Origin of the sequence: Acerihabitans sp. TG2, assembly GCF_035013185.1 — a bacterium.
In the GTDB taxonomy this organism is placed as follows: domain Bacteria; phylum Pseudomonadota; class Gammaproteobacteria; order Enterobacterales; family Enterobacteriaceae; genus Acerihabitans.
Map to the genome: position 1 here is coordinate 122865 of NZ_JAYGJO010000013.1, position 21568 is coordinate 144432.

Genomic DNA, 21568 nt, shown 5'->3' on the forward strand with positions numbered 1-21568 from the left:
AAAGCGCCGCCACGCAGTGCCTCCACTCAACTCAACGCAAAATAGTCGCGTCACAGATATATGCCGCCCACACTGTGGGCGTCTATCGACTGTCTGGGGATCGCGTGTTCCCGGCAAAGGGTGTGCAGTGATCTCCGCCAGGGGCCTATTTATCACACGGGCATTCAATAATCAGCTCAATTAGCCGATAACCCTATTACAAAGGGTAACTGATTCGGCGGCATAACGACTCAATGGAATAATCCGGCACACTGCCGATGCTGTTAGTACGTTGATGCTAATCATGTTTCTTTAATGAGAACAGCCTGAAAGAGCCTGGATGATGCTGACAGATCTGAGCCATGACGAAGAAAAACGCTTGGCGGCGATAAAGCTGCTAAAAGCCGATGAACACGATCGCGACCAAATTCTCGAAGAAATGACCGCACTGGCCGGCAAAATGCTGGGCATAAGCACCAGTTTCATTTCAATACTCGACGATGAGAAACACTATATCAAGGCCGCGTGCGGACTGGCGCTACAACTAAAAATAACCCGCCGTGAAGACGCATTTTGCCTGCATACCATAGCAACCGGCGATATCGTCGTATGTCCTGATATGCGTCTTGATTGCCGATTCAAAGACAATATTTATGTCCAAGGCGCGCCCCATGTCAGATTTTATGCCGGGGCACCGTTAAGATCACGCGATGGCATCATCATCGGCACCCTGTGCCTACTCGATACTCAGCCGAACAGCTTGAGCCACGAACAAATCGCGTCTTTCCGGGTGTTGGCCGGGCTGATTTCGGCGTTCCTGGAAGCTTGGCACAACATTGGTTATATCGATGCAGTAACCCTGCTACCCAACCGCCAGCGGTTATTAACCGATCTGGAACTGATGCAAAAGTCCGGCGCTATTGGGCGTTTTCGGTTGATATTGATTTACTGTATTGACATGCCTTATGCCTATGAAATTGCCCGTTCGCTGGGCGTGGAAGTCATTGATGATATGCTCAGGGATATGGCCTGTCTGCTCAGACTCAAGTTAACATCGGAAGGCAAACTCTATGCGTTCGCCACCGGCCGCTTTGCGCTAATTATGGACGATGCCGACGCCCAGCAGTTCGAGGCGCTCAACGCGCAGTTATCGGGGTTGAGCGCGCATATCAGTAGCCAAATCAACATTGATATGCACATTTCGACAGGCTACGTGAGCTTCTCGCCGGGCTGGCTGGCACCCACCGAAATCTTGCGCCGTGCGCTCAGCGCCCTGCATGACGCTATCAGCCGGAAAACCAGAACCCAGGCTTACGAACCGGCCGACGACGAACGAAAAAAACAGGATTTTCGGCTGATTAATGATTTATTCCCCTATCTTAATGGCAAACCCGGGCTTTATCTCGTATTTCAACCTAAAATTGCCATGGATAACGACCGGGTTACCGGCGTTGAGGCACTGCTCCGGTGGCAGCACGCGGAACTGGGCAATATCACACCCGACCGGTTTATTCCGCTGCTGGAAAAGACCACCATGATGTCCCCGCTTACCGATTGGGTCATTAACGCTGCCCTGAATCAAATTGAGCTATGGTCAGCCCAAGGCATCCATTTACCGGTGTCCATTAACCTCAGCGCTGACGATTTATCCCGACCGGATTTTGCCGATATACTGGAGCACAACATGCGCCAGCGTGGCCTGACTACATCACTGCTCGGGGTTGAATGCCTGGAAACAGAATGGATATTGCAAAGTGCGGAGGCACTTAATGGCCTTGAGATGCTTAAATTACGCGGTTTTACCATCTCTCTGGATGACTTTGGCACCGGCTACAGCAATATCAGTTATTTACGTAACATGCCGATGGACATTATCAAGCTCGATCGTTCCATGATTAAAGCCCTGACCACCGACCGGGCCACTCAGATCATCGTCAGCCATGTCATCAGTATGCTTAAGCAACTTGATTATACCGTGCTGGCGGAAGGCGTGGAGGACCGAGCAACGTTCCTGGCACTGCGGGCGCTGGGCTGCGACGAGGTACAGGGATATTATCATTCGCCCCCCCTTAGCGCGGACAAGTTGGTCATCTGGCTTAAAAACTACCTGCCGTATAATCACTTTATTTCAAGCGTCCCCACGGCGGGAGCAGCCAATAATTAAACAGGTCTTGCACCGCGCTAAATAGCCTGGATACAGTCAGCGTCACCCGTAACGCCCTCGACCAACGTCATAAAAATCAGCTGCCCTCAATGGGGTACCGACCGGGAGCACGGAATAACAAAATACCCAGCACCCGTCGGACGCATCGCGGTTAACGGCAGCGGCAAACGTTTATTGCCTGGTCTTTGGCCGCCTAGGCGATAGTGTCTATTACGACCAGGCATCACTGGACGGGACCCTTTGCGGGCTTTCCGTCTAGGGTTTATTTGGCGTTGTCCCGCTTTCCCTCATAAACCCTGTGTTATATTCCACAGCACGCTCAACCTGTCAGCCGATCTTACCCAGACAATCCATGAACCGTATTGCTCGCCAGACCACTGAATTACGCCGTGCCGAAAGTGCGCTTGCCGGTTACAACCGGTTAATGGCGTTGTTACACCAGCATCTTCCGGCGCGCATCGCAATGCTTTACGCCCGGCCGGGCGGCGAGGCGGGACACGTCATTGAATGGTCGAGCGATATTAACGGACAACCGCAGCCGATAACGTCGCTGCAGGAAGGTGAATCGCAAAAAGTACGCCACAGTCTATTGGAAAAACTGACGGCAGTTCGCCAGTTAGCCGATACTCTGGCCGCGCAGCCGGATCATGATGAACAGGACATCCAATTGTTGCGCCAGGCATCCAACCTGCCCGACGATGCCAATGTCTATTCTTTAAACGGGCAACCGGTGATCACCTGTTGGGGCGAAAAACCACTGCCTGATCTGCCGCCAGTGGTGCCATTAAACGCGCCGCAGGTCAATCCCGAGGTCGTCCCACCGTCAGTCGCCCCCCTTTTGGCCGTCGCGCCGCGCCGTTGGCGTCGGTGGTGGTGGCTTCTGTTGTTACTGCTGCTGTTACTCTGTGCTTTGCTCGCCTGGTGGTTCTGGCCGCGCGCGCTGCCGCCGGCCCCTGCCGTTATCGCTCCAGCCCCCGTGGTTATCCCACCCGTCCCGGTAGTGGAGCCGCCCGCGCCAGTAGCAGCAGCGCCGCTGCCTAACGTTGACCCCCCGGTTGAACTGCCCAAGCCGATCATTGAGCCGCCGGTGGCTGTCAAGCCCGAGACTCCGGCGGTCAAGCCGCCAACACCGAAAGTACCGGTAGTGCAACTCTCAGTCACCGAACAGTGCATTGTCGATGAAAAAAAAGCCGGGCGGGCCGCTAACGCTGAAAAAAAATGCAAGACCCGGTTTCTCGATAGCGTCAAGTCGCTATGCCCAAAGGAGCGACCAGCGGAGTTGGCGCCGCAGGTAGTGGTGGTGTTTGACGCATCCGGATCGATGGCCATCAGTATGGATGCGAGCGAACTGGAACAGGCGATGTGGGAAAACCGGATACCGGTGCCCAATATCGATCGCGAACCGCGGCGGATTTCCGCCGCCCGCACCGCAACCACCGAGATTATTCGTCGACTGCCGTCGGATATGAACGTGGCGATGGTGACCGCCGAAAGCTGCAGCCTGGTCAGGACCAGCGCTTTCTTTTCCTTGCATCAGCGTCCTGAACTGATTCGCACAATTAACCGTATTGAGCCGGGCGGCAAAACCGCGTTGGCAAATGCGTTGCGCCAAGCCGGCCAACGGGTAGATGGGGTTAATCGCGATGCTATTATCTTGTTGGTATCCGACGGGGCGGAAACCTGTGGCGGCGATCCTTGCGCGGTAGCTCGGGAGTTAAAGCGGATCAAACCTCGGCTGGTGGTCAATGTCGTGGATATCAAGGGGGCTGGTGCGGGCAATTGTGTAGCGCAAAGCACCGGTGGTAAGGTTTTTACTGCCAATCACGCCAATGAAATGTCGGCCATGATGAATCGGGCAATAGAATCTTATATTCCGAAAAATTGCCTTCATTAAGCCAAATCCCCAAGACATTCCAATAATTATTGGAGTGTTACCAAAATAAGATAGCGTATTTTTCATTATTTATCTTATCTTATTGATAACAAACTGCTATCCCTCATCCATCAGGGATAATGTTGATCAGCGAAGGTTACATAGCGTAATAAAAGGTTTATTTTTTACATAAGTAGACATAACCTTATCCTTTTCTTACAATCCCACTTATTCGAATCGCACGTTTATTTCTGGCCGGAATTGAGCGCGTGTCAGTGCCCAATTTTTTAATGCGACTTAGTTTTCCTTATTTTCCTGAAATAAAAGGTATGGAACCGCCTGTCCGTCGGCAAAAAAAACCAAGATTCTCCATTGTCGGCTGTACAGCACGCCCTGCTTTGTTGGGGAAGGGACTTGGCAAAAGGATTGTTTTACGTGGCAACACCATTATTGCGTAGTGGTAGTCGGAAAGATTTCCTGGCCCTGGGGGAAAGCGGGCAGCCGGTGTATGCTGCCGCGCTACAGCTTAGAGAAACCTTGCGCCTCAGGCGCCAACAGCCTATAGCCGATTGCCTGGCGGTCCCGCAGTCCAACGAAGGCGGCGATCGTATCGATTGGTATTCCCCTATCGAAGGCAATGTCATCCCCTGGTCGGCCGCCAGCGAAGAGGAGCGCGCTTCAGCACTCAGCCAACTGGAACAACGCTATGGCGCGATGCAAGACCTTAGCCGCCAGATGCAGGACAGTGAAAAACCAGAACATCAACTGTTTGGCACACTGTTGGACAAAGCGTTGCAATTTCCCGATCACAGCCATGTGTTCCTGGTCGATGGCAAACCGGTATTAACCTTCTGGGGGTTTGTTACCGCTAATCATCAATCCCGCCCCGATCCCCTTGACTGTTTGCGTCCACCGGTGGTCGCGGCGACGCCCACTTATCAGCGCGCGCCGGTGCTTGCCGCCACATCCACCCCCACCGCGTTGCCCCTTGAAACGGCAACCATTGTGCGTCCCTGGTGGCACTGGCGCCGCTTTGGATGGCTGTCGCTACTGTTATTGCTGCTGTTACTGGTGCCACTGCTGCTGCGCGGTTGTATCCCGGGTGTTGTCCTGCCAAGCCTGTCACCGACGATACCTGCGCTTACCCTGCCGGATGGACACGTCGAAACACCCACTGGCCAAGCCATCAATACGGGTGGTATACCGACAACCGTCACCGGCGTGAACAGGTCCGGTGACGGGACATTAATGACATTGCCCGGCAACACGGGCGAAACCGTGCAAGGGATCACGGATAAAGGCGTATTACCCCTGGTGACCAACGATGCCGAAACACGCATTGACCCGACCACGGCGAAAGATCCCGCTGTAGGCGATGACCCGGCGGCGACAAAAGATCCGACTGCAGGCAATAACCCCACTACAGCGAAGGATCCCGCCGCAGGCAATGACCCCACCACGGCAAAAGATCCCGCCGCAGGCAATGACCCCACCACGGCGAAGGATCCGGCGGCGGGTATTGACCCCACCACGGCAAAAGATCCCGCCGCAGGCAATGACCCCACCAAAACGGACAAATCGGCTGGTGGCATGTCCCCGGTAGATCCTGGGCAAGCGATCGGCAAAACACCGCTGACCATTCCCCAAGCCGCGCTAAAGAGCGGCTCCACCGATTTTCTTAACGGCTCCTGGCAAGCCGGCGCCGGCATCCAGGATCAACGCACCGGCAAACCACTGAGCCTGGACTATCACATCAAGGACGGCAAGGGCACGGTCGCGGTAACCCGCGGCGACGGTGTTACCTGCCGCAGCGACATCAACACCCATATCCGCAGTGGCGGGCTGGCCATCAATAACCAGAACCAGGCGCAGTGCAGCGATGGGTCAAGCTACAAAATGCCGGAAATAACCTGCCGGCCCGGCGCCAAAAGCGCCGCCGACTGCACCGGACGTTACGACGCCAAAACGGTATTTCCGATGACCATGAAGCGAGGAGATAAATAACACCATGCTGGCGAATATTACTGATTATAAAGAAAAAATCACACTTATCCGCGATAGCGGCATCCAGTTCCTCGACTTTGCACTGACACCGTTGCTGCGCAAAGAACGCGCCGGCGAATTTGTGCGGCAAAGCGCCAACGGCCCGTTACTGCGCCTGGAATACAACGAACGCGATGATAATTATCTATTGCCGGCCGCCGCAGGCACGCCACGCAAGGTAGAGAAACCGGAATACAGCGTCCCCCTCGATCGGTCGTTCAAGCTGCTAGACGGCCTTTGGCTACCGTTACCTTTTTTCCGTTTTAATCCGCCACGCACCTTCAGTACCGGGCCGATTAACTGGGCCAGGGTGCAGATCCTGACGCTGGATACCCCCGATCAGGAAGGCCATACGCATCGCGTGAGCATGGCGTTTGATACCAAAATTTACCCAGATCGCACCAACACCCAATACCTGGCGCCCAGCGAAAGCGATATTAAATCCGGCGTCGGCTTTGCGCTGGCGTTTCGCAGCAATGAACTCGGCGACTTCCTTGATTTAAGCTGGGTCGACGGCTGGCTGCGTGAAGTGTTCACCGAACAGGCCGCCACGCGCCTACGCATGCATGAAGAAGATATTGAGCTGGCCCTGTGCGAGTTTGAATACCAAGCACACTATCTGAACCTGCTCGATATACTGGGCCGTTTGCTGACGGTGCCGGAAATTCAGATCAACGCCATTTCGCAGCAAGAGCCGGCGATCCAGGTGGATCTGATCCTGGATGTGGGCAACTCCCGCACCTGCGGCATTCTGGTCGAGGATCACCCAGGCGAGGAGAAAGGTCTTACACAGCTCTATGAACTGCAGTTGCGCGATCTTAATGAGCCGCATTATGTCTATAACGAGCCGTTTGAAAGCCGTATCGAGTTTGCCCAGGCGGAATTTGGTAAACAGGATTTCTCGGTAAAAAGCGGGCGCAACGATGCGTTTATGTGGCCAACGATTGTCCGCGTGGGCAATGAAGCCAGCCGCATGGGCGCGCAACGCATAGGGACCGAAGGCTCCACCGGGGTATCCAGCCCCAAACGATACTTGTGGGATGAAGAGCCATACACCCTCGGGTGGCGCTTTAATCGCGCCTTCGTCAAATCCGATCACGAACCGCTGGCCACCGCTGCGCCACTCACCTACCTGCTCAACGACATCGGCCAACCGCTTTATAGCCTGCCAATTGATGAACGTATGCCGGTATTCTCGCCGAACTATAGCCGCAGTTCGTTGATGACCTTTATGTTGTGCGAAGTACTGACCCAGGCGCTAATGCAGATCAACAGCGCAGCACAGCGGCTGAAGATGAATCACGCTCGAGCAGCACGCGTACTGCGCACCATTATCCTTACCGTACCGCCGGCAATGCCAAAACCAGAGCGGGAAATCTTCCGCCAGCGTATGCATCAAGCCATTGCGCTAGTGTGGAAAGCCATGGGATGGCATCCGGCGGACGACGATATGGTCACCGAGGATGACAAAAGCAAAAGCACGGTCCCGGTGCCGAACATCCATGTGGAATGGGATGAAGCCACCTGCGGCCAGTTGGTTTACCTGTTTAACGAAACCCAGGTCAACTATGGTGGCCACACCGAAGAATTTTTCGCCAGCATGGCGCGGCCGGATAAAGTGTTGTCGGACCTCGAACCCGCCGGTAAAACCTTAAGAATTGCCTCGATTGATATCGGCGGCGGCACCACCGATCTGGTGATTACCCAATATGCGCTGGACGGCCAAGGCAGCAATGTGCAAATCATGCCGTATCAGCTGTTTCGCGAGGGATTTAAAGTCGCCGGCGATGACATCCTGCTCGATGTGATCCAGCTCTATGTGCTGCCCGCATTAAGAACAGCGCTCAAACAGGCCGGGGTGGCGGTGCCCGAGGCACTGATGTCGCGCCTGTTCGGCAGCGAAGGGCGAGAGGCGCAGCAGCAGGTAATGCGCCAGCAGTTGACCCTGCAGATCTTCAGCCCGATCGGCCTGTCAATCCTTAAGGCCTATGAAAGCTACGATCCGTTGGATACCGGCGCACAAATCAATACCACCTTTGGCGCACTGCTTTTGCAGCAACCGACGGCAAAGGTGCTGGACTATATCAACGCCGAGGTACGGCGCGATCTGCTGCCCACCACCAGTACATTTGATATTTTGCAGGTGCCGCTCAACATTGCCTTGGTCAAACTGCACGCCGAGTTTTTTTCCGACCGCATGAATATCACCCAGAGCATTCGCGCGTTATGCGAAGTGCTATACCACTACTCCTGCGACGTGTTGTTGCTCACCGGTCGGCCTTCACGCCTACCGGGGATCCAGGCGCTGTTCAAGCAATTACAACCGCTGCCACCCGCCAGGATCCTGCCGTTACACGGTTATCATACCGGCGGCTGGTATCCGTTTAATAAACTCGGCTGTATCGACGATCCAAAATCCACTGCCGCCGTTGGCGCCATGCTTTGCCTGCTGGCGCTGAACCTGCGGCTGCAAAACTTCTTTTTTATCGCCAGCGGTTTACGTCCCTATTCCACGGTGCGTCACCTGGGCATGCTGGATAGACATAATGCAGTCACCGATGACAATGTCTATTACCGCGACATTGATATGGATAACGACGATGACGAACTGGATGCCGAAGGCGGCTTCGAAATGCGCGGCACGCTACGCCTGGGATTTCGCCAGCTAGACAACGAGCGCTGGCCGGCATCGCCGCTGTATACCCTCTCCATTGCTGGCGGCGACCGATCCGCTAACCTGGCCGCAGACGTTGCCGCCGGTCAAGTGTTGCGGGTGCAGTTGCGTTTGGCGAGAAAAGAGAACGGGCGCGACGGCCGACCCGAGCGTTTCGAGATCGCCGACGTGACACGAGTGGGTGGTGCCAGCGTATCGCGACATGCCCTATGCCTGAAACTCAACACCTTGGCCGATGCTAGCCTGGGCGAGACCCATTATTGGCTCGACAGCGGGAGCGTATTAAGCAAATGAACAGGTTAACGCCAGAACAATTAACCACCCGCTGGCAGGCGGTGTACCAAGGCGCCGGCCAGGCGATCGACTGGATCCAGGATGCTCGCCCCCAGGCACCGCGACTTAACGCCGAGGCGGATAACCTGGTATTTAAGCTACGCCGCAGTCGCAATAAAGCGCAAAACCTGGCCAACGCTGTGTGTAAGCCGGTTACCGTGGGCTTTTTTGGCCTGTCTCAAGCAGGCAAATCATATTTAATCTCGGCGCTGGCCGCCGGCGACAACGGCCGGCTGGAAACCTGCCTCGGCGGCCGGCAACTGGATTTTCTCGATCATATCAACCCGGCGGGTAACGGCAAGGAATCGACCGGTCTGGTAACCCGTTTCAGCCGCCAGGCGGTATCGGACAACCCGGACTACCCGGTCAAACTGCAGTTGTTCAGCGAAGTCGAGATCGGCAAGATTCTGGCTAATGCTTTTTTGTATGATTTTAATCAGCAAAAATTCGCCGGCGCGGAGCTCACTGAATCCCGCATCGACGCGCATCTACAGCGCCTGACGGCGCGACGGCAGGCCACGCCGGTGTCTGGACTCGGCAACGATGATGTGGTCTCGCTATGGGACTACCTGACCTATCACGCTGAAAACAGCCAAAAACCGCTGGCGGTACGTTTTTGGCCGGCGGCGGTGGAGCTGGCGCCCTATCTGACTATCGACGATCGTGCGCAGCTGTTTTCACTGTTATGGGGCGACATCGCCGAACTGACCGAAACCTACGGCCGTTTTGCCCATACGTTGCAGCGGTTGGGCGGTGCGGAGGGCGTACTGGCACCCCTCGGCACGCTGGTGAGCGAACAGGACGGTGTCTTCATACAGTCCGACAGCATTATGAATGTCTCTATGCTCGAACGCCTCAATACCCCGGATGATAAGCGCATACAAGTGTGTCCGGTAACGGCAGGCCGAACCGGCGCGCCAGTTGAGCTGTCATTGGCGGAACTGGCGGCCCTGACGGTGGAACTGGTGATCCCCTTGCTGGCCTCAACCCAGAAAACACTGTTTGAACAGGTCGATATACTGGATTTTCCCGGCTACCGCAGCCGTTTGAACATGGATTCGATGGACGGCGGGGGCGGCGAGGTTAACAGTGATACCAGCAAACCACTGGCGAAGCTGATCCTACGCAGCAAAGTGTCTTATTTATTCGAACGTTATACCGATCACCAAGAGATGAATGTTCTGGTGTTGTGCGCCGCCTCAAGCAAACAGTCCGATGTTATTGAGGTCGGCGGGGCGCTGGAGAAATGGATCACACACACCCAGGGCGAAACCGCCGAGATCCGTGCTCGCCGTCCTTCCGGTTTGCTATGGGCCCTTACCATGTTCGACCAGCGGATTACCAACTCGCTAGGCTATAACGATACAATGTTACGTGAGTCCTGGGGGGAGAAAGGTCTGATCCAGATGGCGATGATCGAGCATTTTGGTCGATACCCGTGGTTCCAGCAATGGCAACCGGGACAACCGTTTAATACTACTTTCCTGGTCCGAAAACCGCGCCATTCCACCTCCTTTATCCGTATCGAACAGCAGGGCGAAGTTGCCCTGGAGGCCAACAGTGCTGAAAAAATAGCGCTAATGCGTAGCATGTTCACCGAAGATAGCTTGGTGAAACGCCATGTGGATCGGCCGGGCGAAGCGTGGGATGCGATGCTGACACTGGACGACGGCGGCATGCGCCGTCTGGCGGATTACCTGAGCACCGTCGCCCGCCCCGAGGTCAAACTCGATCGCATCACCGAACAACTGCATGAAGTGCAACGGGAATTGGTGGATAACCGCCTGAGTACCTGGTTTCAACCCGATGGCGCGCAAGATTATCTCAAAAAACAGCGTATCGCCGAGGATATCCTCAAGGTACTGCAACAGCGCACCGGCGTGCATGGCGAATTGCTTGATCGCCTGCTGCCAGATCGCGACGCGCTGCGCAACCTCTATCTCCAAGAACCGGTATCCTCACAGGAAACGGCCGATTCCGATAGCGCCCCCACAGAAGACAGCATCCCGGCAGCCAACACCTTCGGTATTGTTGGTGATATCGATTTGTTCGGCGATACCCCCTGCGCGCAACCGCAGGCCAATGAGACAACGATGCCGGTCGGTAATGGCTACGAAGTGGAATTTGCCCGGGTAGTGCTGCGTTACTGGATTAATCACCTACGTAACCTACCGGAAAACCTGCCGTTTATCGAGCTGATCAACATAGAAAAATCCATGGTGGCGACGCTGGCTGACGAGTTAATCACCGCCAGCATGCGCCTGGATGTCGAGAGTGCCTTGATCAGGACGTTGGCCGGCACCGAGCAGGTGGGTGTGCGCCGTGGAAGCCGGGTGGAACGTCAGGTGGCGCGAGTACTTACCGTGCTGGGGGATTTTATCTCTTGGCTAGGGTATCTGGCGATCACCGAGCCCAACCGTCCCGATAGCCGGTATCATCGCGGCCATAAAATTTTTGCCGTGCCAGACAGGATAAATGTTGGCTGGGGGGACGCCGATCGGCTTATGAAATTGACCTCAGTGCCGATAAATTACACCGCGTTATATATTTACGACTGGTTGGTCGGACTGGGTGAAATGATTAAAAACAATGCGGGCCATTCTGCCGGACGCGAAATCAGCGCCGAGCAGAACGAACGCCTGGGCGTGATCCTTAACCTGATTAAACCGTCGTTGCCGGAGTAACCGCACGTGTTAAAGCTAGAACTGAAGCCTGAAAATCCGACCCGGCCGGGATTTGCCCGGCTGGTGATCCACAAATGGGCAGGGGATACGAACAATGTCACCCTGTCCGTGCAACGCAACCAGGATCAACGTTTCCTGGCCAGCGACAGCGCCTGGGTGGGCAGTGAGGTGTTCCATATCCTGCCCCGGTTGCAAGAGGATGGCGACAGCTTCTCCGTCGGTTTGGGACCGGACATTGTCGACCCCTTGCTTGCCAGTAGGGAAAACGCCTACCGCCTGAAGCTGTCCGACAACCTCAGAATAGATGAAGGCAGGCTGATAATTGACAACGACGTCATCAGTTCGCTGGCCGGCGGCAGCAATGTCATCCCCAACCGGCTGCAACCGCTGACAGAACCGCTCAGTGAGCCGCCGGTGGCCGAATCAGCCCCGGAACCCATCGTCACTCCCCCACCGGACATTGACCCGCCGCTGCCGGTGCCGCCGGTAAAAAAACCACCGTTAACCTGGCTGTGGTTATTACTGGCCGTGTTAGTGCTTGCCGGGCTCATTGGCGCTTGGCTGCTGCTTAAACCCTCCGCCGGCATGACATCGCCTGCGACCCGTTCACCGGCGGCAGAAACCGTACCGATACCGGCTACGCCTACGACACCGTCCACAGCGGCCACGGGTGTTACGGCGGCGGACGCTGCGGCACCCTGCGCACCTGAGACCATGAAAACTACCGGGGAACTGGATTTTGTCAAAGGCTGCCTTCAGTCCCAGCCAAACAGCGCCCAGGTACTGGCGATCATCAGCCAGGCTAAAGAACAGAAGCACTGCGATGTAGCCCAGCGACTGTACGCCTACAAAGCGCAGTCGGGCGATACCGCCATCGCACTGAAATATGCCCATGAATACGATCCGCTGACCGCAGTGAAAGGCGGATGTTTCACTGCCGATGCCGAAACCGCCGTCTACTGGTACGAAATGGTCATTAACCAGGATGCTCACAATGCCGAGGCGAAAACCCGGCTGAACGCGTTAAAAAAATAGGGATGTGCCATGAAGTCTCTGCATTGGATAGGTGGTTTACTGTGTGGTCTGATATTCACCGGCAGCGCAGCACTGGCCGAACCACGACCGCTGCTGCAGGCAGGAAAACAGACGCTGTTTCAGCGGGTGTTAACCACTCCCGGCTGCGAACTGGCGGACACCGTAGGCGCCAAAGGCAAGCCCCAGCCCGCCTTTAGTCGTTTTTACGTCTATCAACGCCAGCAGGCCGGGGCCGATGAGTGGCTACAAATCGGTCCGGACAGTTTCGGCAAGGTTTCAGGCTGGATGAAAGCCGCCTGCACCGTGGACTGGAAAATGCAGCTGACGTTAGCGTTTACTAATCCGGTGGGGCGCGATCCACTGCTGTTTTTCAAAGACAAAGCACAGGTGGAAAATATCCTGAACAGCAAACAGCCGGCCACGCTGGTCGCTCCATTGCAGGCTGATTTGGCCGCGCATAAACACAACCCTCAGGTTCTGGCGCGCGAGCCAGACTATATGATCGATCAGTTGAAAAACTTCTATCTGCTACCGGTGCTCGATTCCGATGAGGTATTTACCGACAACGGTTTTCGGGTACGGGTGCTCAACGTCGCGTCGGTTACCGAACCAAGCAAGGCCAAACCCCAGGCCGCGCCGGCTGATCAGCAAAATATGCTGAAAGGCTTTTCGGCATCGGTGGTGTTTGTTATTGACTCCACTCTCTCCATGGGGCCGTATATCGATCGCACCAAACAGGCGATCGAAAAAGTCTATCAGCGCATCGAAAAGGAAAAGTTGCTGGGACAAGTCAAATTTGGTCTGGTGGCCTACCGTTCCAATATAAAAGCGGTACCGGGGCTGGAGTACGACAGCAAAATGTTTGTTGACCCCAACAAGGTAAAAGATGGCAAGGATTTCCTGGCCAAGGTCAGTTCATTGCAACAGGCCACCGTCTCCAGCAGCCGAGTGGATGAAGATGCTTACGGCGGCGTCATGCTGGCGCTGGATAAAATCGATTGGACCCATTTTGGTGCACGCTACGTCGTGCTGATCACCGATGCCGGCGCGCTGACCGGCGCAGACGCACTGTCGTCTACTCACCTGGACGCGGCGCAGGTGCGCCAGGAAGCAGCCTATCGCGGCGTCGCGCTCTATGCGCTGCATCTGAAAACCCCGTCCGGCGTCAAAGATCATGCCTCGGCACAGGCCCAGTATGAGGACCTGACACTCAATCCGTTCCTGCACAAACCCCTGTACTACCCGATAGATTCCGGGGATATCAACAGCTTCGGCTCCATGGTCGATAACCTGTCCAATGCCATCACCAGTCAGATCAAAACCGCCTACAGCGGTGAAGCCACTGCCGGCAGCGCCCTTGGTGCCGATCCGGCCTACAACGGCAAACCGGAACAGCCAATGCTGCAAGATGCTGCACTGCTGGGCCACGCCATGCGCCTGGCCTATCTGGGCGAAACCCAGGGCACCAAAGCACCACCGGTATTTAAAGCCTGGATCAGCGATCGCGATTTAGTCAAACAGAACCTGCCCACCACTGAAGTGAAGGTGCTGCTGACCAAAAGCGAACTCAGCGATTTGAGCGAAGTGGTGAAAAAAATCGCCGATGCCGCCAATGAAGGCATGATCTCCCCGGATGATATGTTTGTCCGACTGCGTTCCATTGCCGCCACCATGGGCAACGATCCCAACCAGCTCAAACAGCACAACGCCACTAAACTGGGCGAACTGGGCTTGCTGGGAGAATACATCGCCGGCCTGCCATACCTAAGTGAAGTCCTCGGTCTCGACGAGGAGACGTGGAAAAGCTGGGATGGGCTGGAACAGGAGAAATTTATTCGTCGGCTGAATACCAAACTGCAGTACTACCAACGCTACAACCAGGATGTCGACCGCTGGATCTCCCTGGCTCCCGGCAGCGACCCGCGTGATAACGTCTACCCGGTGCCACTGGAAAACTTACCCTAAGTGCTGACGATCACGGATATGGCCATCCACCGGGGTGGCAAACAGCAAGGATACGGGGTCAGCCTGCCGTCGCTCAGCCTTAAACCCGGCGAAGTGGCGGCGCTGACCGGACCGAGCGGGTGCGGTAAAAGCACATTACTGGAAATGATTGGCCTGATCCTGCGCCCTGACCGGCTGGCCGGTTATTGCCTCGGCCCTGACCACGCCGATGCGGCACGCCCGCTGCTGGCCGGCGATCAAAATCAGTTATCAGCCCTGCGCGCCCGCCGGCTGGGGTTTGTGTTGCAAAACGGCGGACTGCTGCCCTATCTCAGCATTGAACACAATATCCAATTGCCGCGCCGGATGCTGGGCATGCCGATCGCTTCAGTATGGGTAGATAAAGCGGTGGCGCACCTGGGGCTGGCGCCATTGCTGAAAAAAATGCCGCGCCAACTGTCCATTGGTGAACGCCAGCGCGTCGCGTTTGTGCGTGCTATCGCGCACCAGCCGCAGTTGCTGTTAGCCGATGAGCCCACGGCGGCGCTCGACCCCCATAACGCCCGTCAACTGTTTGCCTTAATGCTGGAGATGGTCGGCGAGTTGCATATCAGCGCTCTGGTGGTCAGTCATGACTGGCAACTGGTGGACGCATTCCATATTCGCCGCCTGCACGGCAGGCCGCAGGGAGAACGGGACAGTGTCTTTGAATCCCAATAAACCGCAACGCGGCCACGATGCGACCAACGCGCGTCCCGACCCCATTAAACGTGATGACCACCCCAGATCCCATTTCAGCCATGATCAGGTATCGGCCGTACCGCTCCGTTTTGGTCTGTTGATGAGCCTGGCGATACGCGATCTGCTGCATGACCGCCAAGTGGCACTGTGCATCATTTTTTCCCTCGTGGCGGTGATCGCACCGCTGTTGCTGCTGTTCGGCCTAAAAACCGGCATCGTCGGCCAACTGCGTACCGAACTGCTTAACGACCCGGCCAACCTGGAAGTCCGCATGATCGGCAACGGCAACTACCCACTGCCATGGCTGGCCGAACTGGCACAACGTCCTGAGGTAGGTTTTGCCGTACCGCTGACCCGGGCGCTGAACACGCAAGGCGACCTGGTGCGCGACAGCCGACTGTTCGTGGCCAATGCGGAAGTGTTGCCCACCGCCATAGGCGATCCACTGCTGGCTGGTGTCCCGCTCCCGCCTGATGCGGCACATCTGGTCTTAAGCGCCAGCGCAGCCGCACGCTTGCAGATAAAAGTGGGTCAACAATTGCAATTTTTTGTGGCGCGCAAACTCGACGGCGTCAGCGAACGAGGCCACATGATCATGACCGTCAGCGGCATCCTGTCTGCAGCGCGTTTTGCCCGCCCCGCCGCGTTTGTCACCTTGCCGCAGTTGGTTGCCATGGAAGATTTTCGCGACGGCTTTCACGTTCCACAATTTGGCGTCGATACCGGGAGTCCCGCACCGATACGCGACAAGTTTGCCAAAGCACGGGTCTATGCGCGCAATATCGACGCAGTGGCGCCGCTGGCGTTATGGCTGAACCAGCAGCATATCGAGACGGTGACCCGGCAGGCGGAAATTGAATCTGTCCGCGCGATTACCTATGTACTGGGCGTTATTTTCGCTGTGATTGCCTGGGTTTCGCTGCTCGGCTGCATCGCATCATTAATCGGTGCCTTTCTGGCCAATATCGATCGCAAACGCAAAGATATGGCCGTGCTGCGCCTACTGGGTTTTCGCAGTCGCGCAGTATCGCTGTATATCATGCTGCAAGCACTGCTGCTCACCGGCGTCGCCTTCTTGTGCGGCCTGATGCTTTATTTGGCCGGCAGCACGCTGTTTAACCATATCCTGGGCCGCCATCTGCCCGGCAATACCTTTGTCTGCCGCCTCCAACCGGCCCACCTGATGCTGGCGCTGGCCAGTACGCTGACCATTGCTGTGGTCGTGGCGGGCATCGGCGCGGCAAGAGCGATCCAGATCCAACCTGCGGAGAGCCTTCGTGATATCTGAACAACGCCTGCTTTTGCTGGTGACGGGCCTTACGTTGGCCTGCGCCTCACTACCCGGCCATGCTGCCTGGGACGAAAAATTCTTCAATCCTAAACCACTACCCGACGACGTGATCCTGCCGCTACCCTGCGACGGGGCCATGGCGTTTCGTAAAGTAACGATCCCGCTCGCTCAACCACTGGATGACTACAGCATCACCCTCGGTCAGGACAGTGATGAATGGGGCTATTTGGAACAAACCCGCCCCGAACATATCGCAGGCAGCTTTGCCGAGGGCAAAAAAGGTAAAAGCCGCTACTATCTGATGGCGAAATACGAACTCACCCAACTGCAATATCAGGCGCTGACTGCAGCCACCTGCCCGGTGCCGGACAACTCACTGCGCCTGCCGCAGGTCAATATCGGCTGGATTGATGCGATGGATCTGGCCAATAGATACAACCTCTGGCTGCGTAAGGAAAAACCCGACGCCCTTCCCGTCGAAGACGGCGCCAAAGGTTTCTTGCGCCTACCCACCGAAACCGAATGGGAATTTGCCGCCCGGGGGGGATTGGCGGTTTCCTCGGCGGAATTCCGCGACCAAAGGTTCCCAATGCCGGAAGGCCTCACCAGTTACGGCTGGTTTGCCGGCGCGCAGTCAGCCAACGGCAAACTTCAACTGGCAGGACTGCTCAAACCTAACCCGCTCGGCCTGCATGACATGCTCGGCAACGCGGCGGAAATGATGTTTGAGCCTTTTCGCCTGAACAAACTCGACCGTCAGCACGGCAAAGCCGGTGGCTATGTCATCCGCGGCGGCAGCTTCCTCTCGCCCCAGGCCGACCTGCGCAGTTCACTGCGCGCCGAACAACCCTATTATACCAATGCTGGCCAGAACGAAAACAAGACCATCGGCATGCGTCTGGTGGTGGTCGCACCCACACTGACTTCGCGCGATCGTATCAAGCAAATTGAGCAGGAATGGAAAGCCCTCGGCACCGCCGCCGAAACCGCCAAAGGCACGGCTAAGGCAGCTGATACCTCATTAACCAGTCTTAACACCCTATCCGCGCAAGTGCAGGATGAGACGTTAAAGAAACAATTGGAAAAGTTGCGTGGCGAAATGCGTGCCAATAGTCAGTTGCGCGATGAACAGCGCAACCAGGCGGTACGCTCCTCGCTGCAACTGGGCGCATTTCTTTGCACCAAGCTCAAGGACGACGGCGAATTCTACGACCGCCTCAATTCACTGTACGTCAAAAACTGCAAAACCGCCGGCACGGCGGTGGACGCCAACTGCGACCGTCGCCAGGAGCAACTCGACGAACATAAAAAGGCACTTGATTTTATCGTCAGCTATTACGCCGACACGCTGGTGGATAACGGCACCACCTATAGCATCGAACAGGTCAAACCCCAGGTTAACGTGGTGCAACAACAAATGGCCGCACGCGGAAAAACCAATTTAAACAATTACCTGGAAAATTATTGGAAAAATTTACAAGGCTATTGGAAAGACGGAAAAGTGGCGCGCAGTGAGTGGCTTGATAACTGCAAAAACACACAATAACTAGTCAATTCAATAATTAAAACAACAAGATGTATTTATGGGGAAGGAAAATTTACAATGACGACGACCACGCAATGGGCAAAAATGCTGTTTCTGAGTATGATCCTCGTGCTGACCGGTTGCCAAACCACCGGCCAGGGTGTCAGCGCCAGTAACGCCACCCAGGCCGACAGCCGGTTACAGAACAACCCGGACGTGACATTTTTCAGCAAATCAGGTTGGCAAGCCTGCGCTGGCGGTGCTGCCCTAGGTACTTTGGCCTGTGCAATCAGCAACAGCGGTAATAAGGCGGTCTGCATCGCCGCCGCCGCCGTGGCCGGCTGTGGTGTCGGCATGGGCGCAAATGCCTATCTGGATAACCAACGCCAAAAATACGCCAGTAAAGAGCTGCAGTTAAACGCCTCGATTAATGATGTGCAGGCAGAAAACAAAAAACTGCAAAATGCCTCCACCGTTGCCAAATCAGTGATTGCCGACAACCGTAAAACCATGACGCAGTTGGACAAGGATATTGCCGCCAAACACGTCGACAAAGCCGTTGCCAGTAAAAAATTGGCGGTCATTGACGCGAATATCGTCACCCTGCGCAAAACCGTCGCCGATATGAAAACCCATGCTAAACAATGGGACGATATTTCCGTCGCGTCCAAGCGCCAAGGCAACGACACCGTCAAACTGGATAGCGAAATCGAAAAAATGCATCACCAAGTAGCGTCATTGCAAGGCGAACTGGACAGCCTTTACACGCAACGTACCGCGATAAAAGTCAGCTAAGGGAACCTCAGATGCGAATTCTACCTCCGATGCTGATCCTACTGGTCGCCACATTAAGCGGCTGCGCCAGCAGCATGTCAGACTGCGATCCGACAACCGGCGATGTCAGCATCGTCTCCAAGTTTAACTGTCGCTACTCCGGCACCTACGATCAGCGGGTGAACGTCAAACAGCAGACGTTAACCCATGAGCAAGCCCTGAACCACGAGTTCAAGGCGGTGCTGGCGGCTATCGAACAGGAAAAGAACCAGTCTAACAGCTCACTCAAGAGCCGCCAGGCCAGTGCCGACCAACTCAATCGTTCCATGAATACCCTGCTGACACAGCTCAAACAAAAAGCCGCGGGTCAAAAGAAATACCAAAAGCAGATCAACGATCTGCAAACCAGCCTGGACCAAGCGCAGCAGCAGCAGCCATCCCAATCGGTATTGGATAAACAACTGCAGTTGGAGGACTTGCGCAGCCAGGTCAGCAGCTTGCAGCAGGATCTGGAGTTAAATTAGGACTCAGAATCTAAAGAGCAAGACGACGTTGGGGCAATGATACACAGAGGCTATTTCCACAAAAGGTGAAACAAGGCGCCGCCGAAACGGCGGCGCTGTAGTTCTTACCAATGCTGTTGCCTGGGTGCTGAGCACCTCGACCCAATATCTTCACTCATTCCTTATTCAATTCGCGCGGAAAATCAGGAAGAGACTGCAACCCATTTTGTACACGGATAATATTCACCAGCTCTCTCAACGCGGGGTGCACATGTCGGCGGCTGCTGTAGTAAATGTGAAAAGGTTCGCCGTGGCAAAAGTGTTCGGGCATCACGTTAACGAGTGTTCCCCTGGCAAGCTCATCGTGTATACGCGATTCAAGCACGTAGGCTAAGCCTATCCCTGCTTTGGCTGCCGATACGGTGGTTGCTGTATCCTTGATCGTGATAAGGCCAGGAACCTTCATACTAAAATTTTCCCCCATTGCGTCGAATTCCCAGCGAAAACTGGCATTATTCCCCAGTAGCAGTTGAAGACAGGTATGCCCTGCCAGATCAGCTGGCGTCTGTGGCGTTCCTTGTCGTTTCAAGTAGTCCGGTGAGCCGGCAACAATCCATCTTTGTGCGCTGGTAAGAGGAACGGCTACCATATCTTCCGGAACCAGGTGACCATAACGCATCCCGGCGTCGAACCCCTCGGCGGTAATATCGACCGGCCGATCTTCCACTACAATGGTTAATCTGACGTCCGGACAACGCATCGCAAACTCGGGTAACGTGGGGACGATAAGCTGATGGGCAGCATCGGCAAATACGTTGATCCGCAGCACACCAAATCGTCCTCTGCCAGGAGCGTTCAGCGTCTCAAGCGCAGTTGAAATCGTGTCAAACCCGCCGGCAAGCTTTTCAGCTAATGCCAACCCAAGCGCAGTTGAAGATACCGCTCGGCTGGTTCTATTAAGCAATCTGGCGCCCAGTCGCGTTTCAAGCCGGCGCATTGCGTGACTTACCGCGGAAGATGATAGGCCCAATTCAATGGCGGCGAGTTTAAAACTTCGACACCTTAGCACCGTCAGAAAAGCCTGAAGATCGGCAAAATCAACACGTTCCATAACTAAGATGAACCCTATTAACCGCTTGAATGAACCTTATTCATCTTTTATCACGGGTTATCCTCGCGCGTAAAGGCTAAGCTCAGGTCACGTCTAAAAAAATCAAACAGGACAGTTTGCGAGTTTTCGCGCAAATTTCCGTCAACCGCAGTGAGGAATGACGTCATGAAACAACGAATTCTAGGTAAAACAGACCACAGTGTTTCAGAAATCGGGTTTGGCGCTTGGGCTATCGGGGGTACCTGGGGCGAAGTCAGTAGGGATGATGCCAAAGGTGCATTGAATGCTGCATTGGATGCGGGCATTACGTTTATTGATACGGCCGATGTGTATGGTGACGGGCGTTCCGAACAAATCATTGCCGAGGTGCTTAAAGAACGTGGGGGTGAACGCCCGTTTGTGGCAACTAAAATAGGTCGTCGTCTTTCTCCTCACGTTGCACAAGGTTACACCGCAAAAAATCTACATGCGTTTGTCGACCGGTCACGGGAGAATTTGCAAAGCGACGCGCTGGATCTGGTTCAACTGCACTGTCCGCCGACAGAAATTTATTACACCCCCGAAGTTTTTGACATAATGGATGACATGGTCAGCGCAGGGAAAATACGCCACTACGGAGTATCGGTTGAAAAAGTCGAAGAAGGACTAAAGGCACTCGAGTATCCAAATGTGTCTTCTATCCAACTGATTTACAACATTTTCAGACAGCGTCCTGCCGAACTCCTGCTTCACCAAGCCAAAAGACGTAATGTGGGCATCATTGCCCGAGTTCCCCTGGCTTCTGGCCTGCTGACCGGAAAAATGAAATCCGATACTGCCTTTGCCTCTGACGATCACCGTTCTTTCAACCGTAACGGCGAAGCATTCGACAAAGGGGAAACGTTTTCGGGAGTC

General features: G+C 55.2%; 14 protein-coding genes. 13 read left to right on the plus strand and 1 reads right to left on the minus strand.

The window, feature by feature from the left end; genetic code table 11:
- Positions 1-319: 319 nt before the first annotated feature.
- From SJI19_RS13435 to SJI19_RS13490, 12 genes are all read left to right on the plus strand, one after another.
- Positions 320-2143 carry an EAL domain-containing protein gene (locus tag SJI19_RS13435; protein WP_323478766.1) on the plus strand — a complete coding sequence of 608 codons (1824 nt, stop codon included), beginning with the start codon at positions 320-322 and terminating at the stop codon, positions 2141-2143.
- Between the two features lie 352 nt (positions 2144-2495).
- Entirely contained in the window at positions 2496-4037 is a 1542-nt protein-coding gene (locus SJI19_RS13440) for a VWA domain-containing protein (RefSeq protein WP_323478767.1), read from the plus strand.
- A 414-nt stretch (positions 4038-4451) separates the two neighbouring features.
- Positions 4452-6020 (plus strand): SrfA family protein, encoded by a 1569-nt coding sequence (locus SJI19_RS13445; protein ID WP_323478768.1) that lies wholly within the window; start codon positions 4452-4454, stop codon positions 6018-6020.
- 4 nt (positions 6021-6024) lie between these two features.
- A complete protein-coding gene (locus tag SJI19_RS13450; protein WP_323478769.1) occupies positions 6025-9027 on the plus strand; it encodes a virulence factor SrfB in 3003 nt (1000 codons plus the stop codon).
- A complete protein-coding gene (locus tag SJI19_RS13455; protein WP_323478770.1) occupies positions 9024-11750 on the plus strand; it encodes a putative virulence factor in 2727 nt (908 codons plus the stop codon). Before SJI19_RS13450 ends, SJI19_RS13455 begins: the two co-directional genes overlap by 4 nt.
- 6 nt (positions 11751-11756) lie before the next feature.
- A complete protein-coding gene (locus SJI19_RS13460) occupies positions 11757-12785 on the plus strand; it encodes a hypothetical protein (RefSeq protein ID WP_323478771.1) in 1029 nt (342 codons plus the stop codon).
- Between the two features lie 9 nt (positions 12786-12794).
- Positions 12795-14750: a vWA domain-containing protein gene (locus tag SJI19_RS13465; RefSeq protein ID WP_323478772.1), complete on the plus strand. Its 1956-nt coding sequence runs from the start codon at positions 12795-12797 to the stop codon at positions 14748-14750.
- Complete coding sequence (locus tag SJI19_RS13470) at positions 14751-15449, plus strand: ABC transporter ATP-binding protein (RefSeq protein ID WP_323478773.1); 699 nt, start codon at positions 14751-14753, stop codon at positions 15447-15449.
- Positions 15430-16758, plus strand: coding sequence for an ABC transporter permease (locus SJI19_RS13475; protein WP_323478774.1), 1329 nt, complete (start codon positions 15430-15432; stop codon positions 16756-16758). The genes SJI19_RS13470 and SJI19_RS13475 overlap by 20 nt, the downstream gene beginning before the upstream one ends.
- Entirely contained in the window at positions 16748-18307 is a 1560-nt protein-coding gene (locus SJI19_RS13480) for a formylglycine-generating enzyme family protein (RefSeq protein WP_323478775.1), read from the plus strand. Before SJI19_RS13475 ends, SJI19_RS13480 begins: the two co-directional genes overlap by 11 nt.
- 57 nt (positions 18308-18364) lie before the next feature.
- Complete coding sequence (locus SJI19_RS13485; protein ID WP_323478776.1) at positions 18365-19081, plus strand: hypothetical protein; 717 nt, start codon at positions 18365-18367, stop codon at positions 19079-19081.
- 11 nt (positions 19082-19092) lie between these two features.
- Positions 19093-19584 carry a hypothetical protein gene (locus SJI19_RS13490; protein WP_323478777.1) on the plus strand — a complete coding sequence of 164 codons (492 nt, stop codon included), beginning with the start codon at positions 19093-19095 and terminating at the stop codon, positions 19582-19584.
- 154 nt (positions 19585-19738) lie between these two features.
- Here SJI19_RS13490 and SJI19_RS13495 read toward each other — a convergent pair whose 3' ends face one another.
- Positions 19739-20674 carry a LysR family transcriptional regulator gene (locus SJI19_RS13495; RefSeq protein ID WP_323478778.1) on the minus strand — a complete coding sequence of 312 codons (936 nt, stop codon included), beginning with the start codon at positions 20672-20674 and terminating at the stop codon, positions 19739-19741.
- 165 nt (positions 20675-20839) lie between these two features.
- Here SJI19_RS13495 and SJI19_RS13500 point away from each other — a divergent pair.
- On the plus strand, positions 20840-21568 hold a 729-nt coding region (locus SJI19_RS13500; RefSeq protein ID WP_323478779.1), incomplete at its 3' end, for an aldo/keto reductase.